The 15,972-nt window shown below is 68.5% G+C and carries 17 protein-coding genes and 1 tRNA gene; 12 read left to right on the top strand and 6 right to left on the bottom strand.

Annotated features, from left to right (window positions below):
• Positions 1-25: 25 nt before the first annotated feature.
• The 4 genes from BR07_RS0102745 to BR07_RS0102730 all read left to right on the top strand — a co-directional run bounded on the left by BR07_RS0102745 (position 26) and on the right by BR07_RS0102730 (position 4,196).
• Positions 26-1,396 (top strand): S1C family serine protease, encoded by a 1,371-nt coding sequence (locus tag BR07_RS0102745; RefSeq protein ID WP_081821045.1) that lies wholly within the window; start codon positions 26-28, stop codon positions 1,394-1,396.
• A 95-nt stretch (positions 1,397-1,491) separates the two neighbouring features.
• On the top strand, positions 1,492-1,986 hold the full coding sequence (locus BR07_RS0102740) for a MogA/MoaB family molybdenum cofactor biosynthesis protein (RefSeq protein WP_197027709.1): 495 nt from the start codon (positions 1,492-1,494) through the stop codon (positions 1,984-1,986).
• Positions 1,987-2,773: 787 nt separating this feature from the next.
• Positions 2,774-3,526, top strand: coding sequence for an MspA family porin (locus tag BR07_RS0102735; protein WP_231476138.1), 753 nt, complete (start codon positions 2,774-2,776; stop codon positions 3,524-3,526).
• Positions 3,527-3,773: 247 nt separating this feature from the next.
• Positions 3,774-4,196, top strand: coding sequence for a hypothetical protein (locus BR07_RS0102730; RefSeq protein WP_037184372.1), 423 nt, complete (start codon positions 3,774-3,776; stop codon positions 4,194-4,196).
• Between the two features lie 80 nt (positions 4,197-4,276).
• Here the strand turns inward: BR07_RS0102730 and mscL are convergent, their stop codons facing one another.
• From mscL to BR07_RS0102705, 4 genes are all read right to left on the bottom strand, one after another.
• Positions 4,277-4,723 carry a large-conductance mechanosensitive channel protein MscL gene (gene mscL / locus BR07_RS23035; protein ID WP_037183963.1) on the bottom strand — a complete coding sequence of 149 codons (447 nt, stop codon included), beginning with the start codon at positions 4,721-4,723 and terminating at the stop codon, positions 4,277-4,279.
• A 100-nt stretch (positions 4,724-4,823) separates the two neighbouring features.
• Positions 4,824-5,480, bottom strand: a complete 657-nt coding sequence (locus tag BR07_RS0102720; RefSeq protein ID WP_027504115.1) for an SAF domain-containing protein — start codon at positions 5,478-5,480, stop codon at positions 4,824-4,826.
• Between the two features lie 89 nt (positions 5,481-5,569).
• Positions 5,570-5,905: an FmdB family zinc ribbon protein gene (locus tag BR07_RS26495; RefSeq protein WP_081821044.1), complete on the bottom strand. Its 336-nt coding sequence runs from the start codon at positions 5,903-5,905 to the stop codon at positions 5,570-5,572.
• 93 nt (positions 5,906-5,998) lie between these two features.
• Entirely contained in the window at positions 5,999-6,598 is a 600-nt protein-coding gene (locus BR07_RS0102705) for a 5-formyltetrahydrofolate cyclo-ligase (RefSeq protein WP_442970298.1), read from the bottom strand.
• A gap of 63 nt (positions 6,599-6,661) precedes the next feature.
• Here BR07_RS0102705 and BR07_RS0102700 point away from each other — a divergent pair, with 63 nt between their 5' ends.
• The 5 genes from BR07_RS0102700 to BR07_RS0102680 all read left to right on the top strand — a co-directional run bounded on the left by BR07_RS0102700 (position 6,662) and on the right by BR07_RS0102680 (position 10,699).
• The gene (locus BR07_RS0102700) at positions 6,662-7,618 is read left to right on the top strand and encodes a UTP--glucose-1-phosphate uridylyltransferase (protein ID WP_051612960.1); all 957 of its coding nucleotides are present in this window, start codon (positions 6,662-6,664) and stop codon (positions 7,616-7,618) included.
• Positions 7,619-7,650: 32 nt separating this feature from the next.
• On the top strand, positions 7,651-8,907 hold the full coding sequence (gene glp, locus BR07_RS0102695) for a molybdotransferase-like divisome protein Glp (RefSeq protein WP_027504112.1): 1,257 nt from the start codon (positions 7,651-7,653) through the stop codon (positions 8,905-8,907).
• Positions 8,908-8,938: 31 nt separating this feature from the next.
• On the top strand, positions 8,939-9,589 hold the full coding sequence (locus BR07_RS0102690) for a GNAT family N-acetyltransferase (protein ID WP_027504111.1): 651 nt from the start codon (positions 8,939-8,941) through the stop codon (positions 9,587-9,589).
• Between the two features lie 207 nt (positions 9,590-9,796).
• Positions 9,797-10,561, top strand: coding sequence for a divisome protein SepX/GlpR (gene sepX / locus BR07_RS0102685; protein ID WP_027504110.1), 765 nt, complete (start codon positions 9,797-9,799; stop codon positions 10,559-10,561).
• Positions 10,562-10,623: 62 nt separating this feature from the next.
• Positions 10,624-10,699, top strand: a tRNA-Ala gene (locus tag BR07_RS0102680).
• Between the two features lie 13 nt (positions 10,700-10,712).
• Here the strand turns inward: BR07_RS0102680 and BR07_RS23030 are convergent.
• The gene (locus tag BR07_RS23030; protein ID WP_155956905.1) at positions 10,713-11,462 is read right to left on the bottom strand and encodes an 8-oxoguanine DNA glycosylase OGG fold protein; all 750 of its coding nucleotides are present in this window, start codon (positions 11,460-11,462) and stop codon (positions 10,713-10,715) included.
• A 149-nt stretch (positions 11,463-11,611) separates the two neighbouring features.
• Between BR07_RS23030 and BR07_RS0102670 the strand changes: the two genes are divergently transcribed.
• From BR07_RS0102670 to BR07_RS0102660, 3 genes are read left to right on the top strand one after another with little or no spacing between them, the layout of a single operon-like run.
• A complete protein-coding gene (locus BR07_RS0102670) occupies positions 11,612-12,943 on the top strand; it encodes an MFS transporter (protein ID WP_027504109.1) in 1,332 nt (443 codons plus the stop codon).
• Between the two features lie 44 nt (positions 12,944-12,987).
• On the top strand, positions 12,988-13,662 hold the full coding sequence (locus BR07_RS0102665; RefSeq protein ID WP_027504108.1) for a response regulator transcription factor: 675 nt from the start codon (positions 12,988-12,990) through the stop codon (positions 13,660-13,662).
• Entirely contained in the window at positions 13,659-15,044 is a 1,386-nt protein-coding gene (locus BR07_RS0102660) for a sensor histidine kinase (protein WP_027504107.1), read from the top strand. The genes BR07_RS0102665 and BR07_RS0102660 overlap by 4 nt, the downstream gene beginning before the upstream one ends.
• On the opposite strand, the gene BR07_RS23025 is transcribed toward BR07_RS0102660, so the two are convergent.
• Positions 14,971-15,945, bottom strand: coding sequence for a TAXI family TRAP transporter solute-binding subunit (locus tag BR07_RS23025; RefSeq protein ID WP_051612958.1), 975 nt, complete (start codon positions 15,943-15,945; stop codon positions 14,971-14,973). The genes BR07_RS0102660 and BR07_RS23025 overlap by 74 nt on opposite strands.
• Positions 15,946-15,972 lie beyond the last annotated feature (27 nt).

Here is a 15,972-nt window from a genome sequence, read left to right as displayed (position 1 = left end):
CGGTCATGGAGATGGAGCGAAACGCATGAACGAGGACCGCACCACTGGTGACACCGGCCGCGACGGACGGGACGGCGCATCGGAGCCCACCGCGCAGCAGCCCGCGTACGGAGGACAGACACAGCCCCAGTACACCGGGTGGGACGGTCTACAGTCCGGTCAACACCAGGCCGGTCAGCACCAGCAGCCCCACAACCCGTATCAGCAGCCTCATCAGCAGGGACAGAACCCCTACCAGCAGAACCCGTACCAGCAGCCGCAGTACTACGGCGGGACGGCGCCGGCGACCACGTCGCGGAAGCCGGGGCGTGCAGCCCTCGTCGCAGGCGCCATCGCCCTGGCCCTGGTGAGCGGTGGAGTCGGCGGCGCGGTCGGCGCCATCGCCGCGGACGGCGGCAACGGCGGCGTGACCAACGCCCTCAATCAGCCCGTCACGCAGGCGAACCCGGCCGCCAACGCTCCTGACGGTTCGGTGCAGGCCGTGGCCGGCAAGGTGCTCCCCAGCGTTGTCCAGATCCAGGTGGCGGGCCGCACCGCCGAGGGCGAGGGGTCCGGCGTGATCCTCTCCTCCGACGGCCTCATCCTGACGAACAACCATGTCGTGTCCGGCGCGGGTGCGAACGCCCAGCTGACCGTCTCCTTCAACGACGGATCCACGTCGTCGGCGACGGTGGTCGGTGCGGACGCGTCCTCGGACATCGCGGTGATCAAGGCGCAGGGTCGCAGCAACCTGACGCCCATCGAGCTCGGCACCTCGGACGGTCTGCAGGTGGGTCAGGGTGTCGTGGCCGTCGGATCGCCGCTCGGCCTCGCCGGCACGGTGACCTCCGGCATCATCTCGTCGCTCAACCGCCCGGTCGCGACCAGTGGCGAGTCGACGGACCAGACCACGGTGATCGACGCGATCCAGACCGACGCGGCCATCAACCCGGGCAACTCGGGCGGCGCGCTCGTGGACATGAACGGCAAGCTGGTCGGCGTCAACAGCGCCATCGCGACGTTGGGAGCGGGCGCCAGCTCGTCCGAGTCGCAGAGCGGGTCCATCGGCCTCGGCTTCGCCATCCCCGTCGACCAGGCCCGCCGCATCGCCGACGAGCTGGTACAGACCGGCAAGGCGACGCAGGCGATCATCGGCATCAGCGTCCCGAGCCGCGACGACGCCAACGGAGCCACGGTCATGGCCGTCACCGACGGCGGGCCGGCCGCGCAGGCGGGCATCCCGACCGGTGCAGTGGTCACCAAGGTCGACGACCGCGTCATCGCCAGCGGCGACGCACTCATCGCGGCGGTCCGCTCGCACGCCCCCGGCGACCAGGTCTCGGTGACCTACACACAGGGTGGCAACGAGCAGACCGTGCAGGTCACGCTCGGGACGGCCCCGAGCGGAGGCAACTGATGAAGCGACCCCGGATCGTCCGTGACCGTGGGCACCTCACGCCCATCGTCGGGCACATCGAGTCTCCGTCGGGCCCGGGCATTACGGTGAGCGACATGACTATGGATGCAGCCGTGGCCGGACGTGCGCTCGTCGTGATCGTCGACGACCGCACGGCTCACGGAGATGCCGACTCGACCGGACCTCTGGTCAACGAACTGCTGACCGAGGCGGGCTTCCTCGTCGACGGTGTCGTCGTGGTCAGCAACGACGAGGTGGACGTGCGCAACGCACTGAACACCGCGGTCATCGGCGGCGTCGACCTGGTGGTCTCCGTCGGCGGCACCGGCACGTCGCCACGCGACGTCACCCCGGACGCGACGGCCGAGGTGCTCGACCGTGAACTCCTCGGCATCAGTGAGGCGCTCCGCTCCTCCGGACTGGCGGCGGGGTCGCTCGACGCAGGCCTGTCCCGCGGGCTCGCCGGAGTGTCCGGCAGCACGCTGGTGGTCAACCTGGCCGGGAGCCGCGCAGCCGTCCGCGACGGAATGGCGACGCTGACGCCCCTCGCCGCCCATGTCATCGGTGAGTTGTCCAGCCTTGACGGCTGACGACCCCCAGAAGAACGACCCTCGAGCCGGCGACGCAACACCTGTCGATCCGGACTCCGAGGACACTGCGAGCCGGGCCCGTGCACGACGGGCCCGGCTCGCTCGTGTGTTCGGCGATGTTCTTCCCGAGTCGACTCGAGACGACGGAACGTCGGGCGAACCACATCGAGGTGATTCGTCCTCGGGCTCGGAGGAGTGGTTGAGGAGCCAGAGGCCTCCGCATTACGACTAGTTTTGTGTGATCCACGTCACTGGGAGTTACCACAGTGCGAACCCGGTGTTGCCTGTCTGTTAACCGCGAATTCGCCTGAATCCGGACGACCTCCGTGCGAGTTACCGCAGGGTAGATGTGACTGGTGTGACTGGCAACCCCCGTCGATCAGTGGTTCCGCTCGGGGTCGAGTCGAATAACGCCCACGTCACGGGCACCCGGGTACCCGGTTAGCACAGTCCGACGACGTTTCGCGCCATTGGAGCTGCGGCGCGTCGTGCGGCCAAAACGCTTGTGACGCACGTTCACACGCACGAAACGTGGACGGCGGTTTTCGGACACAACGCCGCGAACGTAGGGATTGTCACGGTCCGAATCACCCTCTAAGGTTTCGCTCAGGTTCAACGGTGGATGCTGAATCGATACGAGGACGCGTCCAACTTGTGTTCCTGCACTCCCGACGCGTAAGCCATGAGCTTGCAGTCGCCGCCTGATACGGTTCGCTCGCAAGCGAACCGCTCGGGAGGACGTCAGAGCCCGACAGCGCACCCGAGGCGAACACGCCGCGGGACGAACATGATGAGGAAGTACATGACCGTAATTCGTAAGCCGCGGCGCAGCCGGGGGCTCAAGTCCATGAGTGTTGCAGCTGTGGCAGGCGCCTCGGTCGTCGGCCTGGTTCTCGGAACCGGCACTGCAAACGCGGGCGTCGACGCAAGCAACACCGTTGTTGACGCTGATGGCAACGCCATCACGATCAACCTCGAGGACACCTTCGTGAACAGCGTGTTCCCGCTGGACGCGAACCCGCTGACCCGCGAGTGGTTCGGCAACGGCCGCGTCACCTGGTCGGTCGCAGGACCGTCTGCAGACGACTTCGAGGGCACGGTCAAGGTCGGCTACCAGGTTGGCTACCCGGGCAGCCTCGGCGGCGAGCTTTCCATCGACTGGGCCACCCCGTCGGTTACCGCAGGCTTCGACACGTCGTCTGTCGTGACGTCTGCGGCCGGTGGCAGCACAACCAATTCCTCGACCAACGGCCTCAAGGCTGAGGTGCAGCTCGTTCCGGTCGCCACCGCAAACGTCACCATCGCCCCCGGACCCGGCATCACGCAGTCCGAGAGCGCCGTTGCAGTCGTCGACGAGTCGGCCGACATCACCGGCGGCGAGCAGGACGCAGCCGGCACTGACGGCTCCATCCAGCTCGCGAACGTCCACGGAACCGCCACCGGCATCCTGGGCAACGTCCGCGTTCGTCCGTACGCCTCGATCGTGTCCGCCACCGGCGACACGGCCGTCGCCTACGGCCCCGTGTGGACCTTCAACTGATCCTGGCCCAGCCAGTATCAGTTGCCTGCTGATCGGTAGTCCGCTGCCACAGCAGATCTGAACACAGACGAAGCCCCATCCGGGTCATCCGGGTGGGGCTTCGTCGTGTTCGTGAAGCGTGACAATGGCGTGCGACAACGGTCGGTGGCATGTCACGAGCATCCGAAGGTGCACCGCCCCACTGCGTTCCGACGTCCATGCATCCTGTTGAATGGTCGGCATGAACTCCGGTACCGCGACTCGTGTGATGACTGCAGCTTTCGCCTTCACGGCCCTGGTGGGCCTGTCCGCCTGCAGCAGCGGGGATTCCGGGACGTCCGACGACTCGTCCGAGAACGCCACCGCCTGCACCGATTTCGAGACCACGTACGACCAGTTCACCGCCCTCGTCAAGGCCGGCCCGGCCGACACGGACGTCCAGACCTGGACCGACGCGAAGACCGCCGAGATGCAGAAGTTCCAGCCGCTCGCGGACACCGCCACCGGTGACGTCGAGTCCTCGCTCAGCACCCTCATCGGCGCGCTACCCGCCGATTCCCTCGAACTCACCGAGCCGGACAGCTCGTCCGGTCAGGCGTTCGTCGACAATTCGACGGCCGTCGTCGACGCCTGCTCCGCGGCCGGCACCGCGATCACGCTCGACGAGTTCCCGCTGGTCAAGTTCAACTGATCCCGCTCGTTCGAACAGACGACGAAGGGCTCGTCCTCACCGTGCGGTGAGGACGAGCCCTTCGTCGCGTCTGTGGGTGACTACGTGGTGGTGGTGCCCGGCGTCGTGTTGCCGGTGATGCCGTCCGAGGTGGTCTTGACGCCGTCGGAACGGCCCTCCGCCAGAAGGTCCCGGATCTGGATCAGGATGTCCTGATCGCTCAGAGCCTTCTCCTTCTTCGTCGCGAAGCGGTTCTTCGCGGTGTTCACCGGGAGGATGAGCACGAAGTAGACGACCGCCGCGATGATGACGAAGTTGATCACCGCGGTGATGACGGCCCCGATGTTCACGAATGTCGCGTCGTTGCCGGAGCGGATCAGGAAGCCCCAGCCCAGCTCGTTGCTCGCCCCGATGGACGAGATCAGCGGGTTCACGATGTTGGTGGTGAATGCGGTGACGATGGCCGTGAAGGCCGCACCGATGACCACTGCGACCGCGAGGTCGACCACGTTCCCGCGCAGCAGGAAGTCCTTGAAGCCCTTCAACATGCGATCCGCCCCTACTCTCGTCGATCATGGATTGAGCCACGACGAGAGTAACCGACCAGCGCGTCTCGATGGGCGCGGCGAAGCCCGCGACCCGGGACGGTCACCGCAGCAGGACCGTCAGTGCATCGGAGAGCGACGCAGCGGCGACGGCCGACGCGTCGTCCGCGCGCAGGGCGACCAGAACGAGCTGGTCGCGTCGAGACACGCCGGAGCTCGGGGCGGAGACCATCACCACGGTGGCACTCTCGGCGATCACCCCGGACGGGGACGTGTCGTCCGGCGCCGCCCGGACCACGTCGACCACGTCGCCGGCTCGAAGCAGTTGCGCCAGCTCGGGATCGGCGAGGCGGATCGGCACGATGCGGGCGTCACCGGACGGCAGGGTGGCGGACGCCAGTCGAGGCCCCAGCAATCGGACATCGGTGAGCGCCTCGCCGGATCGGACGGGTCCGGCGACAGTCCGTCCCACCGCGTCGTCCACCGACCGCAGCGTTCCGTCCGCGAGCAGGGACGAGTCGACCCGGGTCAGCGTGACGTCGGCGGCCGTGAGTGAGGTGCCGGGAGCGAGGTCCGTGGCGGTCACGACGACCGGGACCTCGGTCCGCGACGGATCGGTTCGATATGCCGAGACGACAGCGAGCCCCACGAGAGCAGCGGCGACGATGCGTCGAGCGGCAGGTGACCGCAGACGCGGCGGGAGAGGCGGCATGCGGTCGAACAGACGCGCGCTCAGCGGGTGATCGACCGTGGGAGACATGACGCGACCGTAGAACCAGGGCGACGCAGGAGGCCGCCAGGTTTCACGGTGCTTGGGGACAGCGGTTCAACGCTCCCCGGGTCGGACGATCAGCTTGCGGCGGCGGGGGTGGAGGTGCTGGTCGACTTCTTCTCACTCGAGGTGGTCGAGGTCGAGTCGGACTTCGTGTCGCTCTTCTTCTCGCTCGAGCTCTTGCTGTCCGAGGAGCTGCCGGAGTCGGACGAGCCCGACTCGCTGCTGCTCGAACTGCCGCGGCTGTCGTTGCGGTAGAAGCCGCTGCCCTTGAAGACGATGCCCACGGTGTTGAACAGCTTGCGAAGCTTGCCGGAGCACGCGGGGCAGACCGTCAACGAGTCGTCCGTGAACTTCTGGACGATGTCGAACCGGTTGTCACACTCGGTGCACGCATAAGAGTAGGTAGGCACGTTTCCTCCGCTGTCGGTCCCTGACTGGCACTCTACAGTCGACAGTGCCAGCGTCGGCAATCGAGGCAACGTCCGTGCAGGTGGCGCTATTCCTCAGCAGAGGCTGTCGTGGCCGAGCCGCCGCAGCCCCGACAGCGGCGTCAACACGTGGGTCATGCGCACGTCGTGCGTCTCGGTGGGCAGCTCGTCGACCAGGTCGTCGTCGTACACCACGCCCACCAGCCACGCGTCGGGCCGGACGGCACCGAGTGTGCGGTCGTAGAAGCCGGCGCCTCGGCCGAGGCGACCGCCGCTGCGATCGACGGCGAGTGCGGGTACCAACACGATCGACGCGTCCGCGACGGTCTCGGGAGGAAGCGTCGGGCCGGACGGTTCGCGCAAGCCGTACGCGGCCGCGACGAGCGAGTCGGGTCCGCGGTACTCGGCCCAGGACAGCGGCCCCGGTTCACGCGCGACGGGCAGCAGCACTCGCAGTCCGGCGGCCAGTGCGGAGTCGAGCATGCTCGCATCACCGGGCTCGCTACCCACCGGTACGTAGGCGGCGACAGTGTCGCCGCCGCGCTCCCGCGCATCGGAGGCCAAAACCGACACGGCGTGAGAGAGTGCCTCTGATGCCCGCTCTCGTGCGTGGACGTCTCGCTGCTTGCGGGCAGTGAGTATGCGTGTCCTCCACTCGAGTTTGTCGTCACTGATCACGGGGGAAACCCCAGTGTCTCGCGAAGGACGATTCGCGGTCTACATGGATAGGGTGTGCGCATGAGCTCAGCAAACAGTGAGTCCGTGGCCGGTGGCAAGAAGCCGTCGTTCCGTACGGCCGTCGTACCCGCTGCAGGCATGGGAACACGTTTCCTCCCCGCCACGAAAACGGTACCGAAAGAGCTACTGCCGGTGGTCGATACGCCCGGAATCGAGCTCGTCGCCGGAGAAGCTGCCGATTCCGGCGCGCAGCGCCTCGTCATCGTCACCTCGCCCGGCAAGGACGGTGTGGTCGCCCACTTCGTCGAGGATCTGGTGCTGGAGAACAAGCTCGAGGCGAGCGGCAAGCTCGAGATGCTCGAGAAGGTCCGTGTCGCGCCCGGTCTTCTCGACGTCCAGTCGGTGATCCAGGCGGAGCCATTGGGTCTCGGACACGCCGTCGCGTGCGCCGAGGAGGTGCTCGACGACGACGAGGACGCGATCGCAGTGCTGCTCCCGGACGACCTGGTGATGCCGCGGGGTGTGCTCGACGTGATGTCGCGGGTGCGTGCCAAGCGCGGCGGAACCGTGTTGTGCGCCATCGAGGTTCCCGAGGACGCGGTGTCCGCGTACGGAGTGTTCGACACCGAGATCGTGCCCGACGCAGTGAACCCCAACGTGCTCAAGGTCAACGGCATGGTGGAGAAGCCCAAGAAGGAGGACGCGCCGTCGAACTACGCGGCGGCCGGCCGATACCTTCTGGACCGGGCCATCTTCGATGCGTTGCGAAGAATCCAGCCCGGCGCCGGTGGCGAGTTGCAACTCACCGACGCCATCGCTCTCCTCATCGAGGAGGGTCATCCGGTACATGTGGTGGTGCACCGCGGAGTGAGACACGACCTCGGAAATCCCGGGGGTTACCTCCGCGCTGCGGTTGACTTCGCACTGGAACGCGAAGATTACGGTCCGGCATTGCGCGAGTGGCTCCAGGAGCGCTTGAGCGACAGCTGGGCACCGGAGCTCACGACCTACGAGTGACGCCCGGTCGACACGGATGACGGAAGGTGCGGATGCGCTCGGTTGAGGAGCAGCAGTCGAGAGTGACGGCTGCAGCGGTTGCCCCCCGGCCGGTGCGAGTCGCCATCTCCGAGGCGCAGGGTCTGCTCTGCGCGGAGGAAGTGGTGACCGAGCGCCCGCTGCCCGGGTTCGATCAGGCGGCCATCGACGGTTACGCGGTCCGCAGTGTGGACATCGCTGCAGCGGGGTCGGCCACCGACGACGACGGCGCACCCGTCGACATCTCGCTGCCCGTGGTGGGCGAGGTCGCGGCGGGGTCGCGTCAGCCCATCCGTCTGCAGCCGCGGCAGGCGGTGCGCGTCGACACGGGTGCACCGCTGCCCACCCTCGCGGACGCCGTTCTGCCCGTGGATCGAGCGAAGTTCGCGCGCGGCCGCATCGAGGTGCTCGCACCCGTGCGTTCCGGGGAGTACGTGCGCCGCATCGGTGACGACGTGCAGCCCGGCGACGTCGCCGTGCGGTCCGGGACCATCATCGGCGCAGCGCAGGTCGGGCTCCTCGCAGCCGTGGGCCGTGACAAGGTCCTCGTGCATCCCCGTCCCCGACTCTCGGTCATCTCGATCGGCGGCGAACTCGTCGACATCGAACGCACACCGGGCCAGGGCCAGGTGTACGACGTGAACAGCTACGCCCTCGCTGCCGCGGCGCGGGACGCGGGCGCGGACGTCAACCGCATCGGCATCGTCAGCGGTGACGCGAAGCGGCTGCGCGAGGTGGTGGAAGGGCAGCTCATCCGCTCCGAGATCGTCGTCATCGCCGGAGCCGTCGGCGGCAGCGCGTCCGAGGAGATCCGCGAGGCGCTCGAGGACTTCGGCGACATCGAGGTCGGCCGCGTGGCCATGCACCCCGGATCGGTGCAGGGCTTCGGCCAGCTCGGTCGCGACGAGGTACCCACCTTCCTGTTGCCGTCCAACCCGGTGAGTGCGCTCGTCGTCTTCGAGGTGATGGTGCGGCCGCTCGTGCGCATCGCGCTCGGTCGACGCCAGCCCATGCGCCGCATCGTCACCGCCCGCACCGTCGGACCCATCACGTCCATCGCCGGGCGCCGCGCCTACCTGCGCGGTCAGCTCATGCGGGACGAGGGCACGGGGGAGTACCTCGTGCAGGCACTCGGCGGTGCTCCCGGCAGCTCGTCGCACCTGCTGGCGACGCTGGCGGAGGCCAACTGCCTGGTCATGGTCGACCCCGAGGTGACCGAGGTGCGGACCGGCGAAGAGGTCGACGTCGCATTCCTCGCGCAGCGCGGCTGACGCTCCGTCCTCTTCGCTAAGGTTTCGAAGTATGCCGCGATCGTGGTCGAGCCATCCCGGATGGCCGGCGAAGCTGGGACCTCTCGTGGTTCCCGCGGGCGAGGTGACGGTCCGACCGGTGCGTCTGCGTGATGCTGCGGTGTGGTCGCGGACCCGCATCGACAACCGCGCGCACCTCGAACCGTGGGAGCCCACCGGTGAGGCGCCGTGGGACATGCGGCACGCGATGTCGTCGTGGCCGCCCCTGTTCTCGAGCCTCAAGGCCGAGGCCCGGCGCGGGATGATGCTGCCCTTCGCCATCGAACTGAACGGCACCTTCGTCGGGCAGCTGACTGTCGGCAACATCGTCCGCGGAGCCCTTCGATCGGCGTGGATCGGCTACTGGGTGGCCAAGGACGTCGGCGGGCAAGGGGTTGCCACGGCAGCACTTGCACTCGGCGTCGACCACTGCTTCTCGTCGGCCGGGCTGCACCGGCTCGAAGCCACCGTGCGGCCGGAAAACGCTGCCAGTCAAGCGGTTCTGCGCAACGTCGGGTTCCGCCAGGAGGGCCTGCTGCAGCGGTACCTCGACGTGGACGGTGCGTGGCGCGACCACATCCTCGTCGCCATGACGGTGGGGGAGACGCCCGGAACGGTGGCGGACGTGCTGGTGCGCAGTGGTCGGGCGGCGTGGGCTCGGTAGTTGCCTCGAGATTCCCGTAGGGGTTCCGTGTTCCCGCGCGTGCTGCAGTGTCCGCGGGAACACGCAAGCACTGCGGGAATTTCGGCCTGTGACTGGAGTGACATGAGTGCACTCGTGTTCGGCGCGTCGTCGTCGGCGGTTGACCGCGCCCCACTACGCTGACGTGCAAGCTCACATGAATGTGATTCACGTCAGGAGGTGGTGGGTGTGCCCAATTCGGTGATCTGGATCGGCCTCGTCGCCATCTGGCTGTTCGTGCTCGTGCCGATGGTGGTCACATCGCGCCCGCGTATCCGCCGCACCACCGACGTCGCGCTCGCGACACGGGTCCTGCACCGGGGCGGAGCACGGCTCCGCGTCGATCCCGGTCCCGCGGCAGGGCACCGCAGCGACCCCGACTGGCGCCCGTCCGACGACGACCTGCACTCGACCGACTCGCTTTCGGAGGATCCGATGGAGACCCAGCACGGCCACGAGAGCGACGAGCACGTCGACGAGTACTTCTCGGAGGACTTCGTGCCGCAGCGACGCGGCCGCGGCGGCTTCGATCCCGAGGCCGACGCCATCGCCCGCGCCGCCCGCTACGCGTTCCGTCAGCGCACGGTGCTCGGCTCCGTGTTCGTCATCGCGATGTCTGCAGCGCTGGGATTCCTTGCGAGCCCGATCTTCTGGTGGGTCTTCGCCGTCACCATCGTCGGGCTGTCGTCCTACCTGTTCTACCTCCGCCGCCAGGTGCGCATCGAGGAGGACATCCGTCGTCGTCGTATGCAGCGTCTGCAGCGCTCGCGCCTCGGTGTCGAGTCCAGCACCGACCCGGAGCTCAAGCTCACTCCTGAGCGCCTGCGTCGCCCCGGCGCCGTGGTGCTCGAGGTGGACGACGAGGACCCGGCGTTCGACCATCTCGAGCACTACGACGAGCACGTCGGCGACTCCCACCTCGACGTCCGCATGCGCCGCGCAGCGGGGGAGTGACCGGATTTCTGGCAGTCCCGCGGGGCTGCTAGAGTTCGAGACGATCCTGGTTCGCCGGGTCAGGGGCTGTGGCGCAGTTGGTAGCGCGTCTCGTTCGCATCGAGAAGGTCAGGGGTTCGATTCCCCTCAGCTCCACCACGTTCGACTCTCGTCACAGCGCATCGCGGAACTCGTCCAGGAACGGCGACGGCGTCTCGCGTCGGATCCGCCACGACCGCACCAGCCACATCTCGACGAGCTCGGGGCGTACGTGGCCCAGTCTCGCCCACTCGTCGAGCACCTCGCAGTAGTCGAGGTAGCGCCGCACGGTCATGGCCGACACCGAGGGATTGTCCACCCACCCCAGGTGCACGAGTTCCGACAGCGCCTGCTGGTCGAGGAGTTGCGGGCGGTGCAGCATGTTCTCCGACCCGATCGCCCACACGTACAGGGACATCGGAACGCGCCCGAATCCCGTGGCCCTCGGCCAGCCCGACCAGTCCCGGTGCGGACCGACATCGATGAGCGCCGGCGCGCGGCGGCACTCGTCCAGTGCCTGCCGAACACCGTGCAGCCGACGGTCGCCGGCCGGCTCCTCGAGGTCCCGCGCATCGGGGAAGCGGCGAGCGCGGTCTCGGTCTCGATGACCGACGAGCCATGCGGCGCAGTGGTAGACGGTGGTCAGATCGCACCCGCTCCCGATGGTCCGCAGATCGCCGCGCCGCAGGAACCCGGTGCCGGTCTCGACGACGTCTCCGTCCAGACCTCGGGCGCGGACCCGCACCGGGATGCGCGCGCTCGTGAGACGACTGTTCCACCAGTCGAGGTCGATCTCCGCGAGATCACCCAGCACGTCGTACTCGTACGAACGGGTGCTGCACCACGCGAGGCACGCTTCGGGTAGCGCCGGCGTCGTCGTCATGTCGGCGATGGTGGCAGGTCCCACCGACAGCCTCGGTCGGGTTTGCAAAGTGTCTGTAAAGACTGCCCGCAGCCGTGCCTCATATGGCGCCGGTCACACCTAGTGTTCGTTCGGTGCATCCCCTGCACCGGACCGAAAGGTGACCATCCATGGCCACGACAGCCATCCCCGCGGGGCCTCCCTCGACGAAGCGGGCGGTGTTCAACACCATTCGCGGATCACTCGGCAACCTCGTCGAGTGGTACGACGTGTACGTCTACACGGTCTTCGCGTCGTACCTGCAGTCGAGCTTTTTCGCCGACGGTGAGCCCAACGCGGGCATCTACACGATGGGCATCTTCGCGATCACCTTCGTGATGCGCCCCATCGGGTCGTGGTTCTTCGGTCGGTACGCGGACCGGCACGGGCGTCGTCCCGCTCTGGTGTTCAGCATCTCGCTCATGGCGGGCTCGTCCCTGCTCATCGCGCTGACCCCGACGGCCGCGTCCATCGGGTCGGCCGCCGTGGTCATGCTCGTCCTCTGCCGCCTGCTGCAGGGCTTCGCGACGGGTGGCGAGTACGGCACGTCGGCGACGTACATGTCCGAGGCGGCGACGCCGGGGCTGCGCGGATTCTTCTCCTCGTTCCAGTACGTCACCCTGGTGGGTGGTCACGTCCTCGCCCAGGTCACACTGCTGATCCAGCAGAGCGTCCTGACCGACGAACAGATCGCCTCCTTCGGATGGCGCATCGCGTTCGGTATCGGCGCCCTCGGCGCCGTGGTCGTGCTGTTCCTGCGTCGGAGCATGGACGAATCCCTGCAGACCGAGGTCGACGGCAAGCGCAGCGGCTCGATGACCGAGCTGTTCACCGCGTACCCGAAGCAGCTGCTCATCTGCTTCCTCGTCACCCTCGGCGGGACCGTCGCGTTCTACACCTACAGCGTCAACGGGCCGCTCATCGTCAAGAGCACCTACGCCGATCAGGGCATGACGGCGACGTGGATCAACCTCGCGGCGCTGGTGCTGCTCATGGTGATCCAGCCACTCGGCGGACTGCTGAGCGACAAGATCGGGCGCAAGCCGCTGCTCGTCGGGTTCGGCATCGCGGGTGTGCTGTGGTCGTGGACCTTCCTGAACCTGCTGCCGCGCGTCGAGACGCCGATGGTGTCCTTCCTGCTGCTCGCCGGCACCTACGTCATCCTCACCGGCTACACCTCGATCAACGCGATCGTGAAGGCGGAACTGTTCCCGGCGCACGTGCGCGCTCTGGGACTGGGACTCGGCTACGCACTGGCCAATTCGATGTTCGGCGGCACGGCTCCGGTGATCTACGAGGCCGCCAAGGAGAACGATGCGCTCGACGCCTTCGGCATCTACGTCACCATCGCCATCGCTGTCTCGCTCGTCGTGTACGTCTTCGTCCTGAAGAACCGCGCACCGACCTTCCTGGACGCCGAGCAGGCACGCCGAGCGGACAGGAACGAGGCGGCCGTGTCCTGAGGTCCGTGCGTTAGGCTTTCCGCGCCGGACGGGAGGGCCTGACGATGCAGATTCTCGTCGTCGAGGACGACCTCGGAGTCGCCGACGCACTCACACAGTCGCTGCGTCGGCAGGGCTGGGCGGTGCGGCACGCCGCGACCGGGACCGCGGCGCTCGACATGGTGGACGACGCCGATCTCGTCCTGCTCGACATGGGGCTCCCGGATCACGACGGCCTGTGGGTCTGCCGCCGGATCCGGGAGCACTCGTCCGTTCCCATCGTGGCGCTCACGGCGCGGCGCACCGAGGATTCCGTGATCGGCGCTCTGCGTGCGGGTGTCGACGACTACGTCACCAAGCCGTACAGCTTCGCGGTGCTGCTCGCACGGCTGGACGCGGTCGTGCGGCGCAGTGTCGGACGCGTCGCCACCGAGCCGGCCGTCGATCTCGGCTTCGACCTCGCTCGGGACACCCGCGAGGTCACCGCACCCGACGGCTCCGTGCGCACGCTCACTGCGAAGGAATGCGAACTGCTCGTGGCACTCTCCCGCACACCGGACCGCCCCGTGAGCCGCGCCGCGCTCATGGAGGAGGTGTGGGACACGACGTGGGTGGGTGCCTCGCGCACACTCGACGTCCACGTCGCATCACTGCGGAACAAGCTGAAGGACGTCGCCCGGATCGAGTCGGTGCGCGGTGTCGGCTATCGACTGGTCGCTCCCGCCGAGCCCGACGCGTGAGGAGACGGCTGCTCGCACTGGCGATCACGTTGACGGCCGCCGTGCTGGCGGCACTCGTCGCGCCGCTCGTGGCCGCCCACGCGGAGGAACGGGCGATCACCATCCACGAACGGCGTCTGGCCGCCGCGACCCGGTTCGCCACCCTGGCCGACAGTGTCGGTGACGCGAGCTCACTGGGACCCGATCTGATGCGGTACGGCGAGGTCACGGAGAGCACCCGCACGTGGATCGTCGACATCGACGGATCGGTGCTCGCACCGGCAGGCTCGGATCTGCCGGCCGACGTGCCGGGTCTGGCGGGCGCGGTACGCGACGCGCTCGCGGGAACACCGACCTCCGCTCCGACTGCGCTGTGGCCGTGGCAGACCGAGCCGTTGATCGTCGCGACGCCCATCGGCCGGGACGCGCAGATCCTCGGTGCCGTCGTCATGCTGGAGGACACGTCGGCCGCGCGGGACAACGTGCAGCGAGCGATGGTGCTCGCCGCGGCGGGCGGCGCCGTCGTCCTCGCGCTCGTCGCCTGGCTCGTGGGAGTGCCACTCGTCGGCTGGGTGGTGCGGCCGGTCGACGATCTGACCACCCGCGTCGAGCAGCTGTCCCGTGGCCGCACTCCGACCGAGGGACGCCACGTCGGGCCGCCCGAACTCCGGCGGCTCGCGGAGTCGTTCGACGACATGGCGGCGAACGTGGAGCACTCCCGGCAGCAGCAGCGCGAACTGGTCGCGGACGTGTCGCATCAGTTGGCCAATCCGCTGACGGCACTGCGGCTCCGGCTCGAGAACCTGGCCGTGGACGATCCGGCCGTCGAACCGGTGCTCGCCGAGACCGAACGCATGGCGCGCTCACTCGACGCGGTGATCGAGATCAGCCGCGCGGGAGGCTTCGACCGACGCTCCTCCGAGGTGGACGTCGCCCGGCAGCTTCGCGAGCGGGTCGCGCTGTGGGCGCCGTTGTTCGGGGATCTGCTGACCGTCCGGGTCGACGTCGACACCGCCCCGGCGTTCCTGGAGGAGGACCTCGTCCCCACGGTCCTCGACGTCCTGCTGGACAACGCCCTGAAGTACGCGGAGGGTCGGTCCGTCGACGTCGCGCTGGAGCAGGCCGGCGACGCGTGGCGAGTGACGGTGCGCGATCACGGTGACGGCGTCAGTGCCGCCGAAGCCGCCGAGCTGGGGCGGCGCTTCCATCGACTCGACCGGCACGCCGGCGTCGAGGGCACCGGACTGGGTCTCGCGATCGTCGTCCTCCGCATCCGCGACGCCGACGGGGACGTGGTCTTCGACCCCGCCGATCCCGGCCTGCGGACGGTCATCTCACTTCCCGCGCGTCTCGATCGCGGAACCACCGCAGCGCCCCCGGATGCAGCGGGACCGGCTGGGTGAACATCCCGGCGGCGACGGTCGGCTGCCGGACGTCGGGGACGGTTCGTGCGATCGCGTCCTGACGGTCGAAGACGACGGACGTGAACCCGTAGGCCGTGTCCTCGCGGAGCGTCGGCGTCGCGATGAGGTAGGTCTTCACGCTGACAGTCTGGACGGCGGCGGGCAGACGGTACGGCCCGGCCGGCAGCGGACCGGTGACGTACTGCGGACCCCACGTCGACACGAGTCCCTCGACCAGTCCACCGAGATCCAGCGCGCGGACCGGTGTGCGCGCGCCCAGCTCGACCAGTGCCCGCACCGGGAACCCGCTGACGAAGGCCAGCGCGTCGACGCGTCCGGTGCTCAGCGCCGCCGTCGCCTCGCCGAGCGGTTGCGCGACGAAGTCGACGTCCGCCGTGTCCACTCCTGCTGCGGCCAGGCACCTCTCGGTCACCGACCGGGTACCCGAGTCGGTCTGGCCCGCGCTCAGGCGCACGCCCGTCAGATCCTGGATGCCCGTGACCGGGGAATCCACCGGGACGAGGATCTGCAGGAAGCTGTCGTAGAGCCGGGCCAGCGCGGTCAGGGGGACCGGGGAGTCGAAGGCTCCCTCGCCGCGCACCGCGTCGAGCGCCGTGTCGCCGAGACAGAACGCGACGTCCGCGGTGCCCGACGAGAGGTCGAGCACGTTTCCCACGGAGCCGCCGGTCACGACGACCTCCGAGCGCACACCCGGCAGCACCTGCGTGGCCTCTGTGCGCAGAGCCGCGCCGTACTCGTCGAACACCGCACCCACGTTGCCGGTGGCGATGCGCAGTCGGCCGGAAGCGTCCTGCCACCACGTATCTCGGGAACACCCCGCCAGGGCGGCGGCGGCCGCAGCCGCGCCGGCCCCGCGGAGGAACTGCCGTCGGCCGAGCACGCGTTCAGCATAGGCCGGGGCCGGTCC

Source organism: Rhodococcus sp. UNC23MFCrub1.1, from assembly GCF_000686025.1.
Classification (GTDB): domain Bacteria; phylum Actinomycetota; class Actinomycetes; order Mycobacteriales; family Mycobacteriaceae; genus Rhodococcoides.
Note: the sequence above shows the minus strand (reverse complement) of the source record. Positions and strands in the feature narration are given on the sequence as shown.